This is a genomic window from Acidovorax sp. LjRoot204, assembly GCF_056175785.1.
In genome coordinates, this window is record NZ_JBGFFF010000025.1 from 21,631 (window position 1) to 40,383 (window position 18,753).

The window sequence follows — 18,753 nt, forward strand, 5'->3', positions numbered from 1 at the left end:
CCAAGTCCAGCATAGGCTGAATGGAGTCCCCACCGTCGAAACGCTAGCCGAGGATACGCCAGCGCCATGTCTTCTAGCTCCAGCCGATACCTGCGACCACCACCAGCACGCAACAGGATGGCTGTAAAGCTTGCTCTGTATTTAATAGCTATTAGCGCTTTACCAACGAGCGCTAAAGCCTTTTTTTAATCACATTGCTGCTGACATGTGCTTGCCTGCACTGCATGAAGTGCCCCCCGGCTTGGCTCCCGCAAGCTCCTAGCAAAGATCCCGCGGCGGTACACCCACCGCTTCGCACCAGCGGTGGTATTCCTCCCGCCGGTCGGCCGTGGCAATCCGCTGCAGCACCGTGTGGTGCGGCCCCAGGTATTCCACGCTGCCCTTCACCACCACATGCACCAGCAGCGTTTCGGTACCCGTCGCCTCCCACCAATCCACATTGCCAGCGGGCTCGTGGATGTAGTCGCCCGGCCGCACCACGCGGCCGTCGTTCAGGCAGCGCTCGCCCGCCAGCGTCAGGGCGTGCACTTCGCCCGTGTGCCGGTGCAGGCCCAGCCGCGTGCCGGGCGACAGGCGCATCAGCTCCACCCAACCAGCATCGTCGGGAAGGAACTGGATGGGCAGGGACCACTTGCCTTCGCCTTCGGGAATCCAGTCCGCCAGGCCCGCGCGCTCCAACGCCTGGGCCACGATCACATCGGCAAGGTGGTTGTTTGTTGTCGTCATCGTCATGTTGGTGCTCCTGGGTAAGTAGCTATTGGTGGATGGCTTGATTGATTACTTGGTTGCTTATTGCTCGGGGTGCTGGTGGCGGTATTCCTGCGTGCGGCCGCCAAAGCCGTACGCGGTGGCGCGCACGTCCTGCACGTAGACGTAGCTTTCGGGGTGCAGCGTGCCCAACAGGCCTTCAAAGGCTGCGAACGCCTCGGCGATGTAGCGCGCCTTTTCGGCCTTGGTGTTGGTCTCGTCCACCACCTTGACGTCGAAGTAGAAGCTCGACTGTTTCAGGTCGGCCAGCGACCGGCCGGCGACGTACCAGTCGGCCGGGTCCACAAAGGTGATGACGACAGCGGTGAGGTCGCGCCGCTTGCCGAGCACGCGGGTGGTCAGGTCCAGCAGGGTTTCTGCAATGCGGGCAGACAGCTCGGGCGTGCGTTGGGCAGACACTTTGACGTTGAGGATGGGCATGGAGGGCTCCTGTTGAATGCATTGGGTTGAACGAGCCTTCACTGTAGAAATTGCGCCCCGCCACGGAAACCGCCCGTGGCGATAATGGCTTTTGCTCCGCACGCAAAGGCGCGCTCGATGAAAAATCAACCCCACTCCTTCCTCCCCGATCCGGCCGACCTGCGGTGGCTGGTGCGGTCGCTCGACCTGCGCTCGTTTTCTGCAGCGGCGCGCGAGATGGATGTGGCGGTGTCGGTCGTCGCGCGCGGTGTGGACCGGCTGGAGGCCGGCTACGGCGTGCGCTTGCTGCGCCGGTCCACACACGGCCTGTCGGCCACGCCCGAGGGCGCAGAACTCGCGCAAGAAGCGCGTGCCTTGCTGGCGCAGCTGGAGGACATCGGGGCATCGCTATCGGACCAGCGCAGCCGCGTGGCGGGCACCTTGCGCCTGGCCTCCAGCCAGGAGATCTGCGAGGCGCTGGTGCTGCCCCACCTGGCGGACCTGCAGGCGCGCTACCCGGCGCTGCGGGTGGAACTGCTGGCCGATGACCTCGTGGCCGACCTGGTGACGGAGGGCATTGACGTGGCGCTGCGCACCACTGTGGGCCACAGCGACCTGGTGGTGGCGCGTGCGCTGGGGCGGTTCGAGCGGCGCCTGTACGCGGCCCCGGAGTATCTGCGCCTGCACGGCACGCCCGCCGAGCCTAGCGAGCTGCAGCAGCACCACACCGTCACGCACACCGCGCAGGGGCCTGCGGTGACCTGGGCTTTTCACAATCCAAAAGGCAATGCACAAGGCAAGCCGCTGGAGGTGACCGTGCGCTCGCGCCTGGCCGCCAGCAGTTCGGCCCTGGTGCACCACGCGCTGGTGGGCGGCGCGGGCATCGGCATGCTGTCTGCCCCGCTGGCGGCGGCCGATGTGGCGCAAGGCCGGTTGGTGGAGGTGCTTACGCCTTTTGCGTCCCGCACGGTGCACACGCTGTACGCGGTGTCGTCACCGGGCCGGCGTAATGCGGCCAGGGTGAAGGCGGTGATTGATTTTCTGGTGAAGGCGTCGAAGGACCGGTGGGCGCTGGCGCCTGTGCGTTGAGGGTTGACGCAAACGGCTGGCACGGGCGTTGGCTGCCCCGCTGCGCGGCAGCATGTGGCGGCCATTACTCCGACGGCCAGCGCTCGATGCAAGATGGGTGAAGTCCTGCGCGCAAGCTGCGGCAAACTCGGTGGGCAAAGCCCCTGTGATTTCCCACCGCGCCAGCACATCACCATGACCTTTTCATCGCTGCTTCGCCTTCGTTCCAGCTCTCCTTCACGCATCGGCCTCGGCATGCGCTGGCTATTGGCCGCAGCGCTTGGCTGCGCTGCCACCGTGGCCCAGGCTGCAGGCTTTGCCTTCATCGAGGTGCCTGCGGACAAGGACGGCCCCGCGCTGCGCGGTGCGGTGTGGTCGCCCTGCAGCATGCCACCGGGTCGCATTGACCTGGCGCCGCTGGTGCTGCAAGGCACGCGCGACTGCCCCGTTGCCGGGCAAGGCCTGCCGCTGGTGGTGGTGTCGCATGGCGCGGGCGGATCGGCCCTGGGGCACCACGATACGGCGGCTGCGTTGGCCGATGCGGGCTATGTGGTCGCCGCCATCAACCACCCGGGCGACAACTTTCAGGACATGAGCCGCCAGGGCCACCTGTCGGCCTTTGCCACGCGGCCGGTGGACATGCGGCGGCTGGCGGACTACATGCTGGGCACATGGCCCCAGCGCGCGCAGCTGGACGCGGACAAGGTGGGCTTTTTCGGCTATTCGCGCGGCGGCTACACGGGGCTGGTAGCCATCGGTGCCAAGCCAGACTGGACGCTGCGCCCGGACCTGTGCCCGCCGCTGTCCATGCGCCCCTTGTGCGGCGAGATTCGGCGCAATGAGATCCCCGCCACGCCCGCACCGGACCCACGCATCCGGGCGGCGGTCATCGTGGACCCGTTGAGCGTGTTTGATGCCAAGGGGCTGGGGCAGGTCAGCACGCCAGTGCAGCTGTGGGCCTCAGCGCTGGGTGGTGATGGCGTCACGCCCCAGAGCGTAGAGGTGGTGCGCAATGGCTTGCCCCGCGCACCCGAATGGCAGGTGGGCGCCCACGCAAGGCACTATGCCTTCCTGGCGCCCTGCTCGCCCGCGCTGGCAGAAGTGGCGCCCGATATCTGCCGCGATGCGCCGGGGTTTGACCGGGCTGCATTTCACCAAGGGTTCAATGCGCAGGTGGTGGCGTTCTTTCAGCGGCACATCGCTGTAGCCAAAGCGCCCTGAGCGCGGCTCGGCATTCTTCGGGGCCCCAACGCCCCTGGGTTGACCCAACCTCCGTCAGCCGCCTACACTGCCCCACTTGCTTCTTGATCTTTGGATCGGAAGCGAGCCGCACAGCCCTCCACCGCCGTTGAGGGCTTTTCTTTTTGGTCCATCGCATTGAAGGCTCTCCCTGCTTGCAGAGAGGGCTTTTTGCATTTCTGGAGCCTTTATCTCATGCACACCGCTTCAACCCACACCACCCACGCAACCGTTGCAGGCACCGCCCCCCGCATCCACCTGGTCATCGGGCCCGTGGGTGCGGGCAAGTCCACCTTTGTGCGCCAGCTGGTGCAGCAGCAAAGCGCCGTGCCGCTGAACCTGGACGACTGGATGGCCACACTGTTTTCGGCCGACCGGCCCCATGCGGCGGACGTCATGGCCTGGTATGTGCCCCGCACGCTGCGTTGCTTGGCGCAGATCTGGAAGACGGCCGAGGCCGTGCTGAACGCGGGTGGCGATGTGGTGCTGGAGGTGGGCCTGATCCAGCAGCACCAGCGCGATGCGTTTTACGCGCGCATGGGGCCATGGGCCGATGCCATGGTGGTGTATGTGCTGGACGCCCCGCGCGAGGTGCGGCGCGCGCGTGTGTTGCGGCGCAACGCTGAACAGGGCGCAACGTTTTCGATGGTGGTGCCGCCGCACATCTTTGAGCTGGCCAGCGACCTGTGGCAGCCGCCGGACGAAGTGGAGTGCGCGAACCACACCGTGGTGTGGGTGCCCGTGGCGGACCACGGGGCTTGAAGACATGGCGCGGGCCTGGCTGCAATTTGCAGTGCGGGCAACGGTGCAGCCCGAGCCGCGCCGTGCCAACCGCGCCGCTCAGGCCTGGGCCACCTGCTGCAGCAATGCGTCGAAGTTGCCGTGCAGGGCCTGGCTGCCCAGCACGCGGCGGCGGCCGGTGGCGGCGTCGCCCACTGCCAGTTGCGGCACGCCTTGCGCACCCAGGGCTTGCATGTCGGCCCGGGCTGCGGCCACGCGCTGCAGCATGGCGGCGCGCAGGGCATCGGTGGGCTCGCGCACCAACTCTGCGGCTGCATGCAGGCCCAGGGCGCTCAGCACGTCGGCCAGCACGGTGGGCGCCGTGGTGTCGCGCCCGTCCACATACCGTGCGTGCTGCAAGGCGTGCAGTGCCTCCAGTTCGCGCGCGGGCTCGGTCTGCGCCACGGCGGTGAGGGCCAGCGTGGCAGGGCCCGAGTCAAAACGCCCGGCCGGCTGGCCCAGCACCTGCTCTCTATAGGCCTGGCTGAACGGCTGGCCGGTGAGCTGCGCGATGCGCTGGTCGTTGGACCAGGCGTAGGCGGCAAATTGCGCGTCCATGGGCCGGGCGCCTGCGCCTGCAAACAAGCCCGTGGGTGCCAGCACCACCTGCACGCCGGGCGTGGCTTGCAAGCGGGCCAGCACGGGTGCGGCGGCGTAGCACCAGCCGCACAGGGGGTCGAACAGGTACGTCACGGTGACGGTGGGCGTGGAGGGCATGGATCAGGGTCTCTCTTCAGAATGTTCAGGATCAGGCGGTGTGGCGGCGGCCGGTGCCGCTGTGGGTGCAGCCTGGGCAAGCTGGGTAAGGTGTGCGGCCAGTGCGGCCTCAAACGCTGCGATTTCTTCGGCCAGCGTGCCCCGGCTGCGGAAATGGCGGGCGGCGCGGTCGTACCAGTTTTCGGCGTCTTCCAGGTCGCCCTCTTGCAGGTGCAGGATGCCGTGCAGCCAGGCGCCGAGCATCGTGCCGTCGTGCTGCACCAGATCGTGCGCCGCATTCCAGCGCCCGGCGTGCAGGTGCTGCAGGACTTGTTGGAGCGGGTGCGTGGTCACGGTCTGGTTCCTTTCAACAACTTGCTTTGACAGCTTTCAGCACGTCATCTCACCACTTCATCTCGCCCTTGTTCACCTTGGCGCCGATGTCCAGCGACAGGCCCATGGGCGCTGCGGGGTAGGCCTTCTTCATCGCGTCGATGAGTTCGGCGCTGGTCTTGGTGGCGGCGGCGTTCTTCTCAAACGCTTGCAGGTAGCCCTTGGTGTAGCTGATGTTGGCGGCATCCAGCGCGCCACCGGCGGGCATGTGGCCGGGCACCACCACGGTGGGCTGCAGGGCGGCCATTTCGTCGAGCTGGGCCACCCAGGCGCTGCGCTCGGCCACCGTTTGCGTGTCGGCCGTCCACACATGGGTGTTGGTGCCAAACACGCCGATGGTGCCCACCACGGCCTTGATGGACGGAATCCACGCATACGGGCGGTGCGCCAGCAGGCCGGTGGTGCCGCGGATCTCGACCGTCTGGCCGTCCACGCTCAGCGTGTTGCCAGCAATCGCCTTGGGCAGCACGGGCGTGCGCGGTGCGTTGGCGCCCATCTTGGGGCCCCAGAAGGCGAGCTTGCCAGCCAGCTTGGCGTTGATCTTCTCCAGCACGGCGGGCGTGGTCACCACGTCGGCCTTGGGGAAAATTTCTTTCAGCGTCTCGACGCCAAAGTAATAGTCGGGGTCGGCCTGGCTCACGTAGATGGTCTTGAGTTCTTTGCCGGTGTCGAGCACGTTGGCGGCAATGCGCAGCGCGTCGGCACGGGTAAAGCCGGCGTCGATGACCATGGCTTCCTTCTCGCCATAGACCAGCGTGGAGTTGACGTTGAAGCTGTTGCCGTCGGCGTTGTAGACCTTGACCTGCAGCGGCTGGGCGGCCTGGGCGCCGGTGAAGGCAACGGCGAGGGTGGCGGCAATGAGGGTGGTGCGGAACATGGTGGTTTCTCCGGTGTGTTGAGCGGTGGTGCAGATGACGGAATGAAGTTTATTTGCGCCAATCGATCCAATAAACCCGATAATTCGCGCATATTTGTTTCACCAATCGATCAAATAACCCCTTATGGACCGCCTGACCGCCATGCATGTGTTTGCCGAAGTTGCCACCAGCGGCAGCTTCAGCGCCACGGCCGACAAACTGGAGATGTCGCGGGCCATGGTCACGCGCTACGTGGGCGAGATGGAGCAGTGGCTGCAGGCCCGCCTGCTGCAGCGCACCACCCGCAGCGTGACGCTGACCGATGCGGGCGAACACGCGCTGCGCCGCTGCCAGCAGATGCTCGCGCTGTCGCAAGACCTGGAAGAAGAAACCGCCACCACCACCGAAGGCGCATTGCGCGGCCAGCTGCGGCTGACCTGCAGCGTCTCGTTTGCGTTTGCGCAGATGGGTGCGGCGATTGCGGACTTTCTGGCGCAACACCCGCAGCTCAAGATCGACCTCCATGCCAGCGAAGAGTCGCTGAACCTGGTGGAAAAGCGCATCGACCTGGCCATCCGCATCAGCGCCGAGCCCGACCCGTTGCTGATCGGCCGGCCGCTGGCGCGGTGCGATTCGGCCCTGGTGGCATCCCCCGCCTACCTGGCCGCCCACGGCGTGCCGCAGCAACCTGCCGACCTGGCGCAGCACCGGTGCCTGAGCTACGCCAACTTTGGCAAAAGCGTGTGGCAGCTGACGCGCGGCGAGGTGGTGGAGCGTGTGGGCGTGAGCGGCCATTTCAGCGCCAACGAGGCCACCACGCTGATGCGCGCCGCGATGGCGGGCGGTGGCATTGCGATGCAGCCGACGTATCTGGTCAACCCCTACCTGCACAGCGGCGAGCTGCAGGCTGTGTTGCCGGGCTGGGACTTGCCGGTGATGACGATCTATGCGCTGTACCCGTCGCGCCGTCACTTGTCGCCTGCGGTGCGGGCGTTGCTGGATTTTTTGGTGGCCCGGTTTGCGGGGGTGCCGTGGTGAGGGTGGCAGAACGGCCAGAAAACGCTACGCTTTTGATAGCTGCTCAGGCATATTCCTCTAGCGCATCCGGCCACTTTGGCTAAAAAAATGCCCCCAACCCTCTTGCGAGAGGGTTTGGGGGCCTGCAGGGGACAGCACGGCACGGGGCCGTGCGTGCAGTCACTTCACCTCAGGGCAGCACGGCAGTGGCCTTGGCGCGCGCAATCTGCAGGTCCGCATCGCGCTGCAGCAGCAGGCGCTGGGCCACCAGGTCGTTCGCGGCCTGCGTCACCGCAGCCACATACCCATCCTGCGTGCCATACAGCTCCTCCAGCGACGGCCGTGCATCGCCCGCTGCCAACCGCGCTGCACGCGTCTTGTGGAAGGGGATAAAGCTGCCCGTGAGGTTGGCCAGGTCGGTGATGCCGGGCGTGGCCACGTAGTTGAACTCGATGCTGGTGCCCAGCGGCGCACGCGCCTCCACGCTTCGGATGCCTGCGCGGGTGAGGCCCGTGGATGCATCGACCTGCGGCACCAGGATGGCGTAGTCGCGGCCCAGGTTGCGCGGAGGCAGCACGGTGGCAATGCCGGCCTCGTCCTGCGGGATGTACTGCGGGCCAAAGTCAAAAAGCGGGAAGTTGTTGTACAGGCCGCGGTAGCTGAAGTCCGGGATGGGTGTCTGCACGCCGCCCACCGCCCAGGTCAGCCCCTTCATGGCCGGGAAGGCCAGCGCGTCGGGCCGCACCAGCGTGCCGTCGGCCAGCTTGGGCACCTGGCTGGCGGGCGGCAACGTGCCGCGCACCACCCAGTCTTCGAGGTTCAGGAACAGCGCGCGGAAGGTGTCGTTGAACTGCACCACCGTGCCCGTGGGGTACGTGGCGCGCGTGGGTGCATAGGCAATGCTGGCCGTGCCCCCTGCCCCGCCGTGCTGGGTGCTGGAGTAGTAGTAGATGCGGGCGTTGTCGGGCTGCGCCAGGTCCTTGGTGCCATTGGCGTCGGTCAGCACGGGCGAGCCCTGCAGCTGCCAGAACTCCGTGCCCGACAGGCCCAGGAAGAACTTGGGGCAGGTGTTGGTGGCAGCGCAGCGCTTCATCACGCCGCCCTGGCGGCCGCTGATGTCGTCCTGGTAGTCCTTGTCCAGCCCGCGCGGTGCCGTCTGGCCGAAGGCGGTGTGGTCGGTGCGCAGGCCACCACCGCCGCCGGGCACGGCAAAGCGGGTGTTGATGTTGGTTTGGCGCGCCGCCACGTGGGCATACATGCCGTCAAACACCTTGCCGCCATCCAGCGCCTGGTTGAAGCCCAGGTGCAGGAAGGTCTTCATGGCGTTGCCTGACTGCGAGGTTCCCTGCCCCAGCGTGTGCGTGATGCGGCCTGCGAGGGGGTTGGGGGTGCCGCTGGAATCGGCCGCCTTGCTGCGAAAGAAGCTGACGGTGTCGCGCAGCGCAGCCAGGCCCACACCCATCACCTTGGGGTCTTTGGCAACATAGACCAGCTCGTACAGATAGGCTGGGTCAAACCCGCCCTTCAGGCACACGCTGGTGGGGCTGGGCGTGCCGGGGAAGGCGTTGGTGCCCGTGTCGCAGGTGGCGAACTTCCAGTCGCTGGCGGGCACAGGCACGCGCGCATCCGTCTCGTTGGCACGGCGGGTGAGTGAATAGCCGGGCTGCGTGTTGTCCAGGCTGGCGGGTTCGTACGGAATCATGGTGCCGTTGAACACGCCGCCGGGCAGCGTCATTGAGGGGCTGGCGGCGGTGGGCACCAGCTCGGCGCGGTAGGGGCCGGTGATGCTGCTGCCGTCCTTGTTCTTGGCCACGGGCACCGTCACCGTCAGGCGCGCAGCGGTGCTCTTGGGCACATCGCCCTGCCAGGCCGAATACAGCATCACATAGCCGCGCTCCAGGTACACCGCATCGCTGGGCGTGGCCGTGGGGTTGAGCATGGTGAGGATGTTGCCGCGATTGGGTGCGTCGTAACGCAGCACGCCGCTGGCCTTGGCCATGTTCTTGGGCTTGAGCATGACGAAGTCGGCCTGGTATTCGACCATACCGTTGCCGTTGGTGGGCGCCAGGGCCAGATCCTGGATGACGGCGTTCTTGGGGTCCTTGGGGTCCACCTCGCCGCTGATGGTGCCGGTCACGCGCTCGTATTCGCCCACGTCGCCATAGGTGCCTGGGAAGGCCTCGGTGGCGGTGATGGCCAGCTTGAGCGCGGGGCCCTTGGGCGCATCGTTGCTGGAGCCCCCGCAGGCCGTGATGGCGGCTGCAGCGGCGGCCGTGAGCGCGAGTTTTCCGAATGCACGAAGAGGTTTCATGGTGTCTGTCTCCTTGGATGGATGTGGGTGCGGGCCGCTGGAACGGCTCTGGAACAAAAACGGCAGCGTCTGTTGCGCTGCGCGCGGGCAAGGCTTCGCCCAGACCTGCCAGCAAAGGCAGGCTGCGAGAAGCGCGAAAGGGGTTGAGACGGCCCGGCGGATGGGCCGGTGGCTTATTCGGCCTCGATACCTGCGGCCTTGATCACCTTGCCCCACTTCTGGGTTTCGGTGGCCTGGAACTTGGCGAGTTCATCGGGCGTGGTGGTCCAGGCTTCGGAGCCCGCGTTGTCAAAGAAGCTCTTGGCCGCGGCGCTCTTGGTGGCGGCAGTCAGCAGCTCGTTCAAGCGCGCCACCACCGGCGCGGGCGTGCCCGCTGGCACGTAGGCCGCAAACCAGTAGCCCATGTCGTAGCCCTTCACACCGGCTTCGTCGATGGTGGGCACGTCGGGCAGCTGGGTGCTGCGCTTTTGCGTGGAATAGCCCAGCGCACGCAGCTTGCCCGCCTTGACCTGTGGCACGCCGGTGGAGGTGTCGGTGATCATCAAATCGATCTGCCCACCCAGCAGGTCGGTGATGGCCAGCGGGTTGCTCTTGTAGGGCACGTGCAGGATGTCCACGGCCGCCAGCTGCTTGAGCATTTCGCCCGCCATGCGGCTCGATGAGCTGCCGCTGCCAAAGCTGAGCTTGCCGGGGTTCTTCTTGGCAAAGGCCAGCAGCTCGCCCACGTTTTTGTAGGGTGCGCTGGCGTTGACCACCAGCACCTGCCCCCCTTTGCCCAGGCCGGTGACGGGGGCGAAGTCCTTCACCGGGTCGTACGAGAGCTTTTTGTACAGGTGCTCGTTGGCGGCGTGTGTGGTGTTGGTGGTGATGAGCACGCTGTAGCCATCGGCCGCAGCCTTGGCCACGGCCGACGCGGCGATCATGCCGCTGGCACCCGCCTTGTTGTCGATGACCACGGGCTGCTTGGTGTCGTTGGTGATGGACTGGCCCAGCGCGCGCGCCAGCTGGTCGGTGGCGCTGCCTGCGGCAAAGGGCACGACAAAGGTGATGGCCTTGGCCGGGTAGGCACCGGTCGCCTGGGCGAGCGCAGCGGGGGCGTGCAATGCGCCCAGCGCCAGTGCGGCGGCAGTGGCGAGCAGAGCGCGGCGGGGGGATGAATGGGTCATGTTGTCTCCTGGTGTTGGTATGAATGAAAAAGCGAAACGGGAGGTCTAGGCCGTGGGACCGCCAAAGTGCGGCGACAGGTGCGCGGGCACGGTGATGGGCATATCGAGCAGCAGGTAGCTCAGTGCCTTGCCGTGGCTGTCGAGGTTGAGCGAGTCGTTCACGCCACCGTCGAGCACATCGTCCAGCACGAGGTTCATGGCCTGCAGCTGGGGCAGCAGGTAGCGTGTGACCTGGCGCGGGCGGCGCTGCGCAAACTGCTGCGCCACCGCGGCCTCGGTGACCTGATCGACCAGCACATCCCACAGCGCGGGGTGCCAGGCGATGACGCTGATGTTGGAGCGGTTGCCTTTGTCGCCGGTGCGGCTGTGGGCCAGGCGATACAAGGGAACAGTGACGGTAAGGTTTGTAGTGGTCATGGCTTGAGTCCTCAATCCACCATCTCGAAGTAAACGGACACGGCCTCGCGCGGCACCAGGCACGAGACGGTACCCAGGCGCGGCCGCATCGCCGTGCGCACGCCACCACCGCCTGCGGGGCCGCAGGTGTAGAGCGCGGTCACCTCGCGCACCAGGCGCTGGGCGATGGCGTGGTCGCGGTGTTGCAGGGCCACGCGCAGGCGCACATCGCGGGTGTCATTGTGGGCATCGCCCGCTGCGGGGTCGTCCAGCCAGCGGCTGGTGTCGTCGCCAAAGATGCTGGTCACGCCGATCAGGTCGATGCGCAGCGGGCCCAGGCCCTGCAAGCGCTCGCGCAGCACCTCGCCCGCCAGGCGCGCACGGGCTTCGGCGCGCGGGCCGGCGTAGGAGATTTCGCCCTCGGCAAACCAGCCCGATTCAAAACACACGTTGACCTTGAGCGTGGCGGGCCGCGCATGGCCCTGCACGCCCTCCAGCCGCACCGCGTCAGCGCCCACCGTGGTCACGCGGGCGGTGGTGATGTCGGCCACCACATCGGGCGTGAGGTACGCCGCCGGGTCGTGCAGCTCGTACAGCAGCTGTTCCTTCACCGTGCGGTCGGTGATGCAGCCGCCCGTGCCCGGGGGCTTGGTGATGGTGCAGTGGCCGTCGGCGTCGATCTCGGCAATGGGGTAGCCCAGGTGCGCCAGGCCCGCCACCTCCTTATAGCCAGGGTCGGCAAAGTAGCCGCCTGTAACCTGCGCGCCGCATTCCAGCAGATGCCCGGCCATGGTGGCGCGCGCCAGCCGGTCCCAGTCGTCCAATGCCCATCCGTAGTGCGCCAGCGCGGGGCCCAGCACCAGCGACGGGTCGGCCACACGGCCGCAGACCACGATGTCGGCGCCTGCGCGCAGCGCATCGGCAATGGCCTGCGCGCCGATGTAGGCGTTGGCGCTGACGATGGGCTCGGTGGGCATCGCTGCGCCCAGTGCCCCCTGCAGCAGCGCGCGGTGTTCGGGGCCGCTCAGGTCGTCGCCCTGCAGCACGGCAATGCGCGGGCGGGCCAGGCCCAGCTCGGCCGCCAGCGCGTGGATGCGACGCGCGGCACCGTGCGGGTTGGCCGCGCCAAAGTTGCTGACGATGCGCACGCGGTGCGCCAGGCACTGCGCCAGCACGGGGCGCAGCAGGTCCACCAGCAGGGGTTCATAACCTGCATCGGGGTCAGTGCGGCGCGCCAGCTGGGCCAGCGCCAGCGTGCGCTCGGCCAGCGTCTCGAAGATGAGCACCGCAGGCTGACCGCTGGCGATGAGCGCCTGCACCACGGGCAGGGCCGCGTCGGTGCGGTCGCCCGAGAAGCCGGCGGCGCAGCCCACCAGCAGGTTGGTTTTTTGGTCGTTCGGCATGAATCCGTTGTCTCCTGACCGTGAATGTAGGAACATGGCTGTATTCTGTGAAATCGATTGTTACGATGAATCCATCTGAAAATCAGATGAATCACACCCACCCCGCATGAGCGCCCCCCACCTCTCCAGTCGCCAGCTCGATGCCTTCCTCGCGCTGGCCGAGCAGCGCAGCTTCACGCGCGCCGCCACGTTGTGCCATTTGTCGCAGCCCGCGTTCAGCGCCCTCATCCGCGCGCTGGAGGACGACCTGGGCCTGCGGCTGTTCGACCGCAGCACGCGGCATGTGGACCTCACGCCCGAGGGACAGAACTTTCTGGAGTCGGCCCGCCGCATCCGCGCCGAAATCACCAGCGCCCTGGCCGCCGTGCGCAGCGCCGCCACACTGCAGCGCGGGCGTGTGGCCGTGGCGCTGCTGCCGTCACTGGCGGCGGGCTGGCTGCCCGGTGTGCTCGCGCAGTACCGCACGGCGCACCCGGGCATCGAGATCGACATTGCCGATGTGCTGTCCGAGCCCTGCATCGACCGCGTGGCCAGCGGCCATGCCGACTTTGCACTGGCCGCCATCCGCGCCGACACGCCCGCGCTGCAGGCCGAGCCGTTTTGCAGCGACAACTTCTACCTGGTGTGCCCGGCCGACCACCCGCTGGCGCGCAGGCGCAAGGCCATCACTGCGCAGGACCTGGCCGCCTGGCCCTTCATCCACCTCGCGCGCACCAGCAGCGTGCGCCAGTACCTGGAGGCCGCCCTGCACCCGCAAGCCATGCACACGCTGATGGAGGTGGAGCAGCTCGCCACCGTGATGGGCATGGTGCGCGCGGGGCTGGGCATCAGCGTGGTGCCGGMACTCACGCTSTTCCACTTTGACCAGCCGGGGCTGGTCACACGGCCGCTGTCGCTGCCGGGGCTGACGCGACAGATCTATCTGGTGCGGCGGCGGGACGAGAGCCTGTCGGTGGCGGCGCAGGCGCTGTATGCGCTGGTGATGGCGCAGCGGCCTTGAGGCGGCCTGCCATCTGCTATCTATTCAATAGCTTCCAGGGCATATTGAATAAGCGCCTAGCGGCCATTCGGCTCAAAATTTTGCAGCGATGGCGCCGCAGCACTCCATGCGCTGCTCAATCCGGATCACGGTCGCGCGCCAGCACCGCCAGCTCCTGGTGCAGCAGCAGTTCCACCTCCGCCGGTTCAAACTGGTCCTGGAGCAGCGGGATGGCAAAGCGGTATTCACCGCCCTCGTGTTTGCGCAGCACATAGGCCAGCTGCAGGCGTGCCAGTGACTGGCGCAGGGCCTGCGCGTCGCCCGCGATGCCGTGGCTTTGCAGCAGCTGGGCCAGGGTGACCAGGCTGGACTGGCCCGCCTGGGCCGTGTGGTAGACCACGATGCGGTCGAGGCGGCAGGCGGCTTCGTCGTGGCTCAGGCGGCCCCAGCCGGCCAGTGCGTCCTGCACGGCCTGCGAGGCCAGGGCCTGGTCGAGATGGCGCTTTTCGATCACGCGTTCGCCGGGCGCCAGCGCCTCCAGGCATTCCTGGCACAGGATGGCGACCAGGTTGGCGCGCTGGCCGCTGGCGTCTACCAGGCGGTTCACCAGGTGCTCGTTGTCAAAACCCAGCCGCAGCTTGCGCAGTGGCTCGGTGGCCAGTTCGCGGCAGGCATCGCGCTCCAGGCCGCCGATGGTCAGCACCTCGCCAAAGTTGCGCAGCGGGCTCTGATAGTCCAGCACGGCGGTGGCGTACAAATCCCAGAAGCCCGCGAGCATGAACCAGCAGCGGCCCTCTTCGCTGAGCGCGCGCAGGGTGGACAGCTGCACGTAGCCGTTGGCCGATTCGTCACGGAAGAACAGGTCGGCCTCGTCGATGAGCAGCACCAGGCGCTTGCCCTGGTACTGCGCCTGCAGGTGGTCCACGATGGCTTCGAGCGGTGTGTCGGCGGGCAGGCCAAACTGCAACGCCATGCGTGGCGCCAGGCGGTGGTCGCGCAGCGAGACGTAGTGGCACACAGTGTGCGGGTGGCCCGCCATGCGGCGCTGCACGGCCTTGAGCAGGCTGCTTTTGCCCAGCTGGCGCCCACCCACCACCAGGTAGTTGGCGGGCTCGCGGTTGATGACGCGGGCCAGCAGTTGCGCACGGCCGAAGAAGGCGCCTTCGCGCGTGACACCGCCGCGTGTCTGGTAGGGCGAGATGCGGGTGATGCGCAGCTGCGCGGCCAGCAGGCGCAGCAGCACTTGCAGGGCGTCGCCACCAATCAGCCATTCGGTCTGGCTGGCGCTGTCGGCCATCACATGCAGGTTGGCGCGGTCTTGTGCGTGGGCGTGCAGCAGCGGCCAGGGGGTGTCCACGCTGTGCTCGCTCAGGATCAACAGCACATCGCTGCCGGTCTGCACGGCGCGCAGCTGGCGCAGCACGGTGGCTTCGTCGATGCCGTGCGTGGGCACAAAGACCAGGCAACGGTCCAGCGACACGGGCAGGTCGGGCGGGAACGACCACTCAAACACCGCACCGGGCAGCGCCCAGTCGGTGCTGGGCTGGCAGCGGGCGGACACGCGTTCGGCCAGCGCGCGGGCCAGGGCCGGGGCGCGCTCGCTGCCCGTGGCCTGGGCGCAGGCCACCGCGCGGCGCCAGTCCACCAGGCGAATGTCGGCGGCCTGCAGCGTGGGTTCCAGCCGCCGCAGCCAGCGCAGCAGCCGGTCGATGTGCGGCAGTCGCGCCAGCGGCGTGCGGCGCAGGCGCGCAGGGCGCAGCTGGCCCGCACCGATGAGCGGGTGGCGCACCACCCACAGCACGGCCCCCACCCCAAAGATCACTGCGCACCATGCAATCAGCGAGCGCATCCAGCCGAAGGGGTCGGCGTCCGGCACCGGCTTGGCGGGCTCGAAATCGTCGGTGCTGCCTTGCTGGCAGTTGATGGGCAGGTAGCCCTGCGGGATGGGCGGGTTGCCGGGGCGGCAGGTCCAGGTGTGGGTGCCGGGCTGCAGCTCCACCACCACCTGCGTGCCCGCCAGCTTGCCAAATTCGGGGTTGTGGGCAATGTCGGCCTGCAGCACATTGGGGCGCGGGGAAGTAACGCGCAGCTGCGGGTTGGCAATGGGCGGCGCGTACTTCTGAATGTCCGTGGGCCAGGCATCCAGCTCGTTGCGGGCGTTGACCATCGCCACACGCCACTGCACAAGCTCGCCCCACAGCGGCCCCACATTCATCGCCGCCATGAACCTGCCCCGCGTGGCCGGGTTGTGCTGGGGCGTGAACACGGCGCTGGCCACAAACAGCGTGACCAGCGCAATGACCACGGCGCGCACCACGGGCCGGGACAGCCAGGGCGTCAGTCGGCCGAGCATGAATCCAGCACCATCCAGCCGGCCTCGCGCACCGTGGGGCTGCGCCAGTGCAGCCGCGCTGCGTCCCCCACGCCGCGCGCAAGTATGAGGTTGCCCCAGAACAGGCTGCGCAGGTCGTCGTCCTGCAGGTAGGGCCGTGCGCGGCCGAGGTCGTCCGCGCCCAGCAACTGCTGCAGGCGCGCCCGGCTGGCTGGCACCTGCGCCAGCGGCAGAAACGTTTGCCACAGGCGCGGGCTGCTGGCCAGGTGGGTGCGCAAGGCGCTGAAGGCGGGCTGGCCTTCGTGCAGGCTGGCACCCGCGCCGGGGTGGTCCACCAGCCATTGCAGGCCTTCTTCAAACAACGCGGGATGGCCGCCGCTCAGGGCCTGCAGTGCAGCCACCACCGGCTCGGACCAGGGCTGCTCGGGCCAGCGGTGGCGGGCCAGTTGCAGCAGGTCGGCAAGCGACGGGTCGGGCCAGTGGTGGACCTGGGCGATGTTGAGCAGCGACAGGTCGCCACTGCGGTACTTGAGGTCGGCCAGCGCCTGCCCTCCGCACAGCAGCAGGTGCAGGCGGCCGCTGTGCATTTCGCTCAGGCTGCGCAAAATGCCCGCCAGGGTTTCGCGCAGCGCGGGCGTGCCCTGCTCGAATCGGCTGACCAGGCAGAAGATGCGCTCGCCCGCCAGCAGGCGGCGCTCCAGCGCGGATTCAAACTCGTAGTCCGACGCCACATCGCCCAGCCCGCATTGGCGGCCGATGGCCGCGAAGTATTCGGCAGGCACCGTGCTCACGCTGTAGGGCGGCTGGATGTGCAGCACCGAGCCTTCGCCGTATTGCGCGCGGGCGCGCTGCAGCAGCTCGTGCCGGAACGGCGGCTGCCCCCAGTGCGCGGGCGACAACAGCAGCGAGATGGGGTATGGCACCGCCTGGGCCAGTTGCGCAAACACCTTGTCCTGGAACGCGGCAAACGGCTGCGCACCGGTGGATTCGGCCTGCAGGGGAAATTCTGGCGCAAACCCTGCGGCGCTGAGCAGGCGGTTGGCCTCACTCTCCGTCAGGCGCAGGTACCGGGTGCAGGCCACCAGCTTGTCGCGCGAGCGCGGGTTGGGCACCGAGATGCCGTTGCGCCAGTTGTTGACGGCCTCACGGCTCAGGCCAATTTCGGTGGCCACGCCGGAGGCGCTGGCGCGGATGCGGCGCATGTAGACCGACAGAAGATCGGCAAAGGAATCGGGGGACATGGAGTTGTGGACTAACGAAGGCGGGTACACCGAGCCAAAACCAAGGGCTGCGAAAAACATGGGGATGGTGGGCAGGCATTGTCAGCCTTGCCAGACCACCGCCATCCCACTGCGCACTGCGGATGCACTACGCCAGGCGCTGCACCATGGGCCAGGCCTTGTAGCTGGCGAGGCCACAGGCCGTGAGTACCGGGCTGTACAGCACAATGGCGCCGACCACCGACATCAGCCAGCCGGGCTCCTCGTACTCTTCAGCCTCGGCTGTCGCGCCCTCCTTCAAGGGCTCCTTGCTGCGCCCCTCTTCTTGGCCCTCGCCCGAATCGCCGGTCATCTCCTGCACCAGCATCACGGCCACCACCAGCAGCGAGACGGCCAGCAGCGCCAGGTAGCCGTATTGCAGCGCGGGCTGCGTGAGCGGGTAGAAGTAGCCCGCCAGCAGAGCGGCCGGGGCCAGAAAGAACACGTGCATCATGAGCCGATACCAGGGAATGCCGTCCGTCGGCCTTTCCAGCGCCCCCATGACCATGCGGTAGGTCAGCGCCCCCAGCACAAAGATCACCCCACCCCACCATTCAATTTGCGTCAGCATGTTGTTGTTCTCCTGAGATGCTTTTACTGCGCTGCCACCACCGTGGCGGGGCCATCGTCGCCAGGCGGGGCGGCGTCATCGTCTCCGTCGTCCCCGCGCAGCGCCTTGTGTTCGGTGGCCATGTAGTACAGCGGCAGYGCCACGGCCAGCACCAGCCCCAGGCACATCCACAGCCAGAAGCCCTTGAACAGCAGCACGGTGACCACCGTGAAGACCACTGCGTGCACCAGCCCCTTGAGCCCGGCGCGCAACAGCAGCACGGCCATCAGGCCCTGCACGGGCGACTTGCCGCCTTTGCCCATCGCCTTCGCCATCTCGACAAACGCTTCGGCCGCCTCCTGGGCCTCGAGCTTGCGCTTTTCTTCCTGCTGGCGCAGCTTGGCCACGGCCAGCGGCTTGGCCGGGTCTTTGGAACAGGCGTAGCGGTCTTCGGCCTCCCCGTCCTGCCCTTCGCCGTCCTGCTGCGCGGGCTCCACCACAGCGCGCCACTGCGGGTTGGCGTCCATGAACACCCGGCGGGACACCCACTGGCCCCGGTCAAAGTGCATGCGTTCGGTTTCACCGACCTGGTCGTAGAACACCTCCAGCACCGAAGCCCGCAGGCCGTGGGCAAACAGGGTCTCCAACGCGCGCAGCGGCAGGTCGTCGTGCGTGCCGGTGTCGAACCGCAGCGTGAGGTGACCGGGTTCGGCGACCGCCTCCTGGTTGAACCATTGGGCATCCCACAGCGCATCGAGATCGGCGCCGCCGAGCTTGTCGGCCCAGCGCCGTGCCTGCTCGGTGTTGCCCGTGGCAAGGTACTGGTAGACCAACTGGCCCATCTTGAGCTTGATCGGATCTTCGAAGAAGAGGTGCAGGGTATGGGTGTTTTGCGACATGGCTCTGGGGATGGGGTGGGTCCGTGTGAAAGTGCACGAATTGTTACCGCCCGATCAGGACCTGTCCCTCGCGACGTTGTCCACCCCCCACACCCTGTGCACTGGACAGGATGTCAACCGCCCACACCACCCAAGCCGCCCACGCCGCCCGCAGGTGCGGCGCACCGGGCGCGCTCAGCCCTGTGCGCGCTGGGCCTGTAGGCGCGCCCGCGTGCGCAGCGCCACGTCCTTCACCCAGGGC

General features: G+C 67.5%; 19 protein-coding genes. 5 read left to right on the top strand and 14 right to left on the bottom strand.

Going from position 1 to position 18,753, the window contains the following annotated elements; translation table 11 throughout:
- Positions 1 to 258: 258 nt before the first annotated feature.
- Both AC04MI_RS07340 and AC04MI_RS07345 read right to left on the bottom strand, forming a co-directional pair.
- The gene (locus AC04MI_RS07340) at positions 259 to 732 is read right to left on the bottom strand and encodes a cupin domain-containing protein (protein ID WP_436077054.1); all 474 of its coding nucleotides are present in this window, start codon (positions 730 to 732) and stop codon (positions 259 to 261) included.
- A gap of 57 nt (positions 733 to 789) precedes the next feature.
- Positions 790 to 1,188, bottom strand: coding sequence for a tautomerase family protein (locus tag AC04MI_RS07345; RefSeq protein ID WP_121942668.1), 399 nt, complete (start codon positions 1,186 to 1,188; stop codon positions 790 to 792).
- Positions 1,189 to 1,305: 117 nt separating this feature from the next.
- Between AC04MI_RS07345 and AC04MI_RS07350 the strand changes: the two genes are divergently transcribed.
- From AC04MI_RS07350 to AC04MI_RS07360, 3 genes are all read left to right on the top strand, one after another.
- A complete protein-coding gene (locus tag AC04MI_RS07350) occupies positions 1,306 to 2,256 on the top strand; it encodes a LysR family transcriptional regulator (RefSeq protein WP_436077053.1) in 951 nt (316 codons plus the stop codon).
- Between the two features lie 234 nt (positions 2,257 to 2,490).
- Entirely contained in the window at positions 2,491 to 3,456 is a 966-nt protein-coding gene (locus AC04MI_RS07355; protein ID WP_192421929.1) for an alpha/beta hydrolase family protein, read from the top strand.
- Positions 3,457 to 3,669: 213 nt separating this feature from the next.
- Complete coding sequence (locus AC04MI_RS07360) at positions 3,670 to 4,236, top strand: P-loop nucleotide/nucleoside kinase family protein (protein WP_436077052.1); 567 nt, start codon at positions 3,670 to 3,672, stop codon at positions 4,234 to 4,236.
- A 78-nt stretch (positions 4,237 to 4,314) separates the two neighbouring features.
- Here AC04MI_RS07360 and AC04MI_RS07365 read toward each other — a convergent pair whose 3' ends face one another.
- The 3 genes from AC04MI_RS07365 to AC04MI_RS07375 are packed head-to-tail and all read right to left on the bottom strand — an operon-like array spanning position 4,315 to position 6,220.
- Positions 4,315 to 4,971: a DsbA family protein gene (locus AC04MI_RS07365; RefSeq protein WP_436077051.1), complete on the bottom strand. Its 657-nt coding sequence runs from the start codon at positions 4,969 to 4,971 to the stop codon at positions 4,315 to 4,317.
- A 3-nt stretch (positions 4,972 to 4,974) separates the two neighbouring features.
- Complete coding sequence (locus AC04MI_RS07370) at positions 4,975 to 5,304, bottom strand: hypothetical protein (protein ID WP_436077050.1); 330 nt, start codon at positions 5,302 to 5,304, stop codon at positions 4,975 to 4,977.
- 49 nt (positions 5,305 to 5,353) lie between these two features.
- Positions 5,354 to 6,220 carry an MBL fold metallo-hydrolase gene (locus tag AC04MI_RS07375; protein ID WP_228894821.1) on the bottom strand — a complete coding sequence of 289 codons (867 nt, stop codon included), beginning with the start codon at positions 6,218 to 6,220 and terminating at the stop codon, positions 5,354 to 5,356.
- Positions 6,221 to 6,344: 124 nt separating this feature from the next.
- On the opposite strand from AC04MI_RS07375, the gene AC04MI_RS07380 reads away from it, so the two are divergent.
- A complete protein-coding gene (locus AC04MI_RS07380) occupies positions 6,345 to 7,238 on the top strand; it encodes a LysR family transcriptional regulator (RefSeq protein ID WP_436077049.1) in 894 nt (297 codons plus the stop codon).
- A 169-nt stretch (positions 7,239 to 7,407) separates the two neighbouring features.
- On the opposite strand, the gene AC04MI_RS07385 is transcribed toward AC04MI_RS07380, so the two are convergent.
- The 4 genes from AC04MI_RS07385 to AC04MI_RS07400 all read right to left on the bottom strand — a co-directional run bounded on the left by AC04MI_RS07385 (position 7,408) and on the right by AC04MI_RS07400 (position 12,493).
- A complete protein-coding gene (locus AC04MI_RS07385; RefSeq protein WP_436077048.1) occupies positions 7,408 to 9,528 on the bottom strand; it encodes an alpha/beta hydrolase domain-containing protein in 2,121 nt (706 codons plus the stop codon).
- Positions 9,529 to 9,701: 173 nt separating this feature from the next.
- Complete coding sequence (locus AC04MI_RS07390) at positions 9,702 to 10,694, bottom strand: Bug family tripartite tricarboxylate transporter substrate binding protein (RefSeq protein ID WP_436077047.1); 993 nt, start codon at positions 10,692 to 10,694, stop codon at positions 9,702 to 9,704.
- Positions 10,695 to 10,739: 45 nt separating this feature from the next.
- Positions 10,740 to 11,111, bottom strand: coding sequence for an AtuA-related protein (locus AC04MI_RS07395; RefSeq protein WP_436077046.1), 372 nt, complete (start codon positions 11,109 to 11,111; stop codon positions 10,740 to 10,742).
- Positions 11,112 to 11,122: 11 nt separating this feature from the next.
- Entirely contained in the window at positions 11,123 to 12,493 is a 1,371-nt protein-coding gene (locus AC04MI_RS07400; protein WP_436077045.1) for an acyclic terpene utilization AtuA family protein, read from the bottom strand.
- Between the two features lie 106 nt (positions 12,494 to 12,599).
- On the opposite strand from AC04MI_RS07400, the gene AC04MI_RS07405 reads away from it, so the two are divergent.
- The gene (locus tag AC04MI_RS07405) at positions 12,600 to 13,493 is read left to right on the top strand and encodes a LysR family transcriptional regulator (RefSeq protein WP_476497479.1); all 894 of its coding nucleotides are present in this window, start codon (positions 12,600 to 12,602) and stop codon (positions 13,491 to 13,493) included.
- A gap of 115 nt (positions 13,494 to 13,608) precedes the next feature.
- Here AC04MI_RS07405 and AC04MI_RS07410 read toward each other — a convergent pair whose 3' ends face one another.
- From AC04MI_RS07410 to AC04MI_RS07430, 5 genes are all read right to left on the bottom strand, one after another.
- Positions 13,609 to 15,825, bottom strand: a complete 2,217-nt coding sequence (locus AC04MI_RS07410) for an ATP-binding protein (RefSeq protein WP_436077044.1) — start codon at positions 15,823 to 15,825, stop codon at positions 13,609 to 13,611.
- On the bottom strand, positions 15,810 to 17,045 hold the full coding sequence (locus AC04MI_RS07415; RefSeq protein ID WP_192421859.1) for a hypothetical protein: 1,236 nt from the start codon (positions 17,043 to 17,045) through the stop codon (positions 15,810 to 15,812). Before AC04MI_RS07415 ends, AC04MI_RS07410 begins: the two co-directional genes overlap by 16 nt.
- A gap of 127 nt (positions 17,046 to 17,172) precedes the next feature.
- Positions 17,173 to 17,634: a hypothetical protein gene (locus AC04MI_RS07420; RefSeq protein WP_056746559.1), complete on the bottom strand. Its 462-nt coding sequence runs from the start codon at positions 17,632 to 17,634 to the stop codon at positions 17,173 to 17,175.
- A 23-nt stretch (positions 17,635 to 17,657) separates the two neighbouring features.
- Positions 17,658 to 18,512 carry a hypothetical protein gene (locus tag AC04MI_RS07425; protein WP_056746561.1) on the bottom strand — a complete coding sequence of 285 codons (855 nt, stop codon included), beginning with the start codon at positions 18,510 to 18,512 and terminating at the stop codon, positions 17,658 to 17,660.
- 43 nt (positions 18,513 to 18,555) lie between these two features.
- Positions 18,556 to 18,753, bottom strand: a 198-nt coding sequence (locus tag AC04MI_RS07430) for a hypothetical protein (RefSeq protein ID WP_476497480.1), incomplete at its 5' end; no start/stop codon positions are given.

Excerpts from the sequence above, each read along its gene's own strand:
- AC04MI_RS07340 (WP_436077054.1), bottom strand. The coding sequence starts at position 732 with ATGACGATGACGACAACAAACAACCACCTTGCCGATGTGATCGTGGCC.
- AC04MI_RS07345 (WP_121942668.1), bottom strand. The coding sequence starts at position 1,188 with ATGCCCATCCTCAACGTCAAAGTGTCTGCCCAACGCACGCCCGAGCTG.
- AC04MI_RS07350 (WP_436077053.1), top strand. The coding sequence starts at position 1,306 with ATGAAAAATCAACCCCACTCCTTCCTCCCCGATCCGGCCGACCTGCGG.
- AC04MI_RS07355 (WP_192421929.1), top strand. The coding sequence starts at position 2,491 with ATGCGCTGGCTATTGGCCGCAGCGCTTGGCTGCGCTGCCACCGTGGCC.
- AC04MI_RS07360 (WP_436077052.1), top strand. The coding sequence starts at position 3,670 with ATGCACACCGCTTCAACCCACACCACCCACGCAACCGTTGCAGGCACC.
- AC04MI_RS07365 (WP_436077051.1), bottom strand. The coding sequence starts at position 4,971 with ATGCCCTCCACGCCCACCGTCACCGTGACGTACCTGTTCGACCCCCTG.
- AC04MI_RS07375 (WP_228894821.1), bottom strand. The coding sequence starts at position 6,220 with ATGTTCCGCACCACCCTCATTGCCGCCACCCTCGCCGTTGCCTTCACC.
- AC04MI_RS07380 (WP_436077049.1), top strand. The coding sequence starts at position 6,345 with ATGGACCGCCTGACCGCCATGCATGTGTTTGCCGAAGTTGCCACCAGC.
- AC04MI_RS07385 (WP_436077048.1), bottom strand. The coding sequence starts at position 9,528 with ATGAAACCTCTTCGTGCATTCGGAAAACTCGCGCTCACGGCCGCCGCT.
- AC04MI_RS07390 (WP_436077047.1), bottom strand. The coding sequence starts at position 10,694 with ATGACCCATTCATCCCCCCGCCGCGCTCTGCTCGCCACTGCCGCCGCA.
- AC04MI_RS07395 (WP_436077046.1), bottom strand. The coding sequence starts at position 11,111 with ATGACCACTACAAACCTTACCGTCACTGTTCCCTTGTATCGCCTGGCC.
- AC04MI_RS07400 (WP_436077045.1), bottom strand. The coding sequence starts at position 12,493 with ATGCCGAACGACCAAAAAACCAACCTGCTGGTGGGCTGCGCCGCCGGC.
- AC04MI_RS07410 (WP_436077044.1), bottom strand. The coding sequence starts at position 15,825 with ATGCTCGGCCGACTGACGCCCTGGCTGTCCCGGCCCGTGGTGCGCGCC.
- AC04MI_RS07415 (WP_192421859.1), bottom strand. The coding sequence starts at position 17,045 with ATGTCCCCCGATTCCTTTGCCGATCTTCTGTCGGTCTACATGCGCCGC.
- AC04MI_RS07420 (WP_056746559.1), bottom strand. The coding sequence starts at position 17,634 with ATGCTGACGCAAATTGAATGGTGGGGTGGGGTGATCTTTGTGCTGGGG.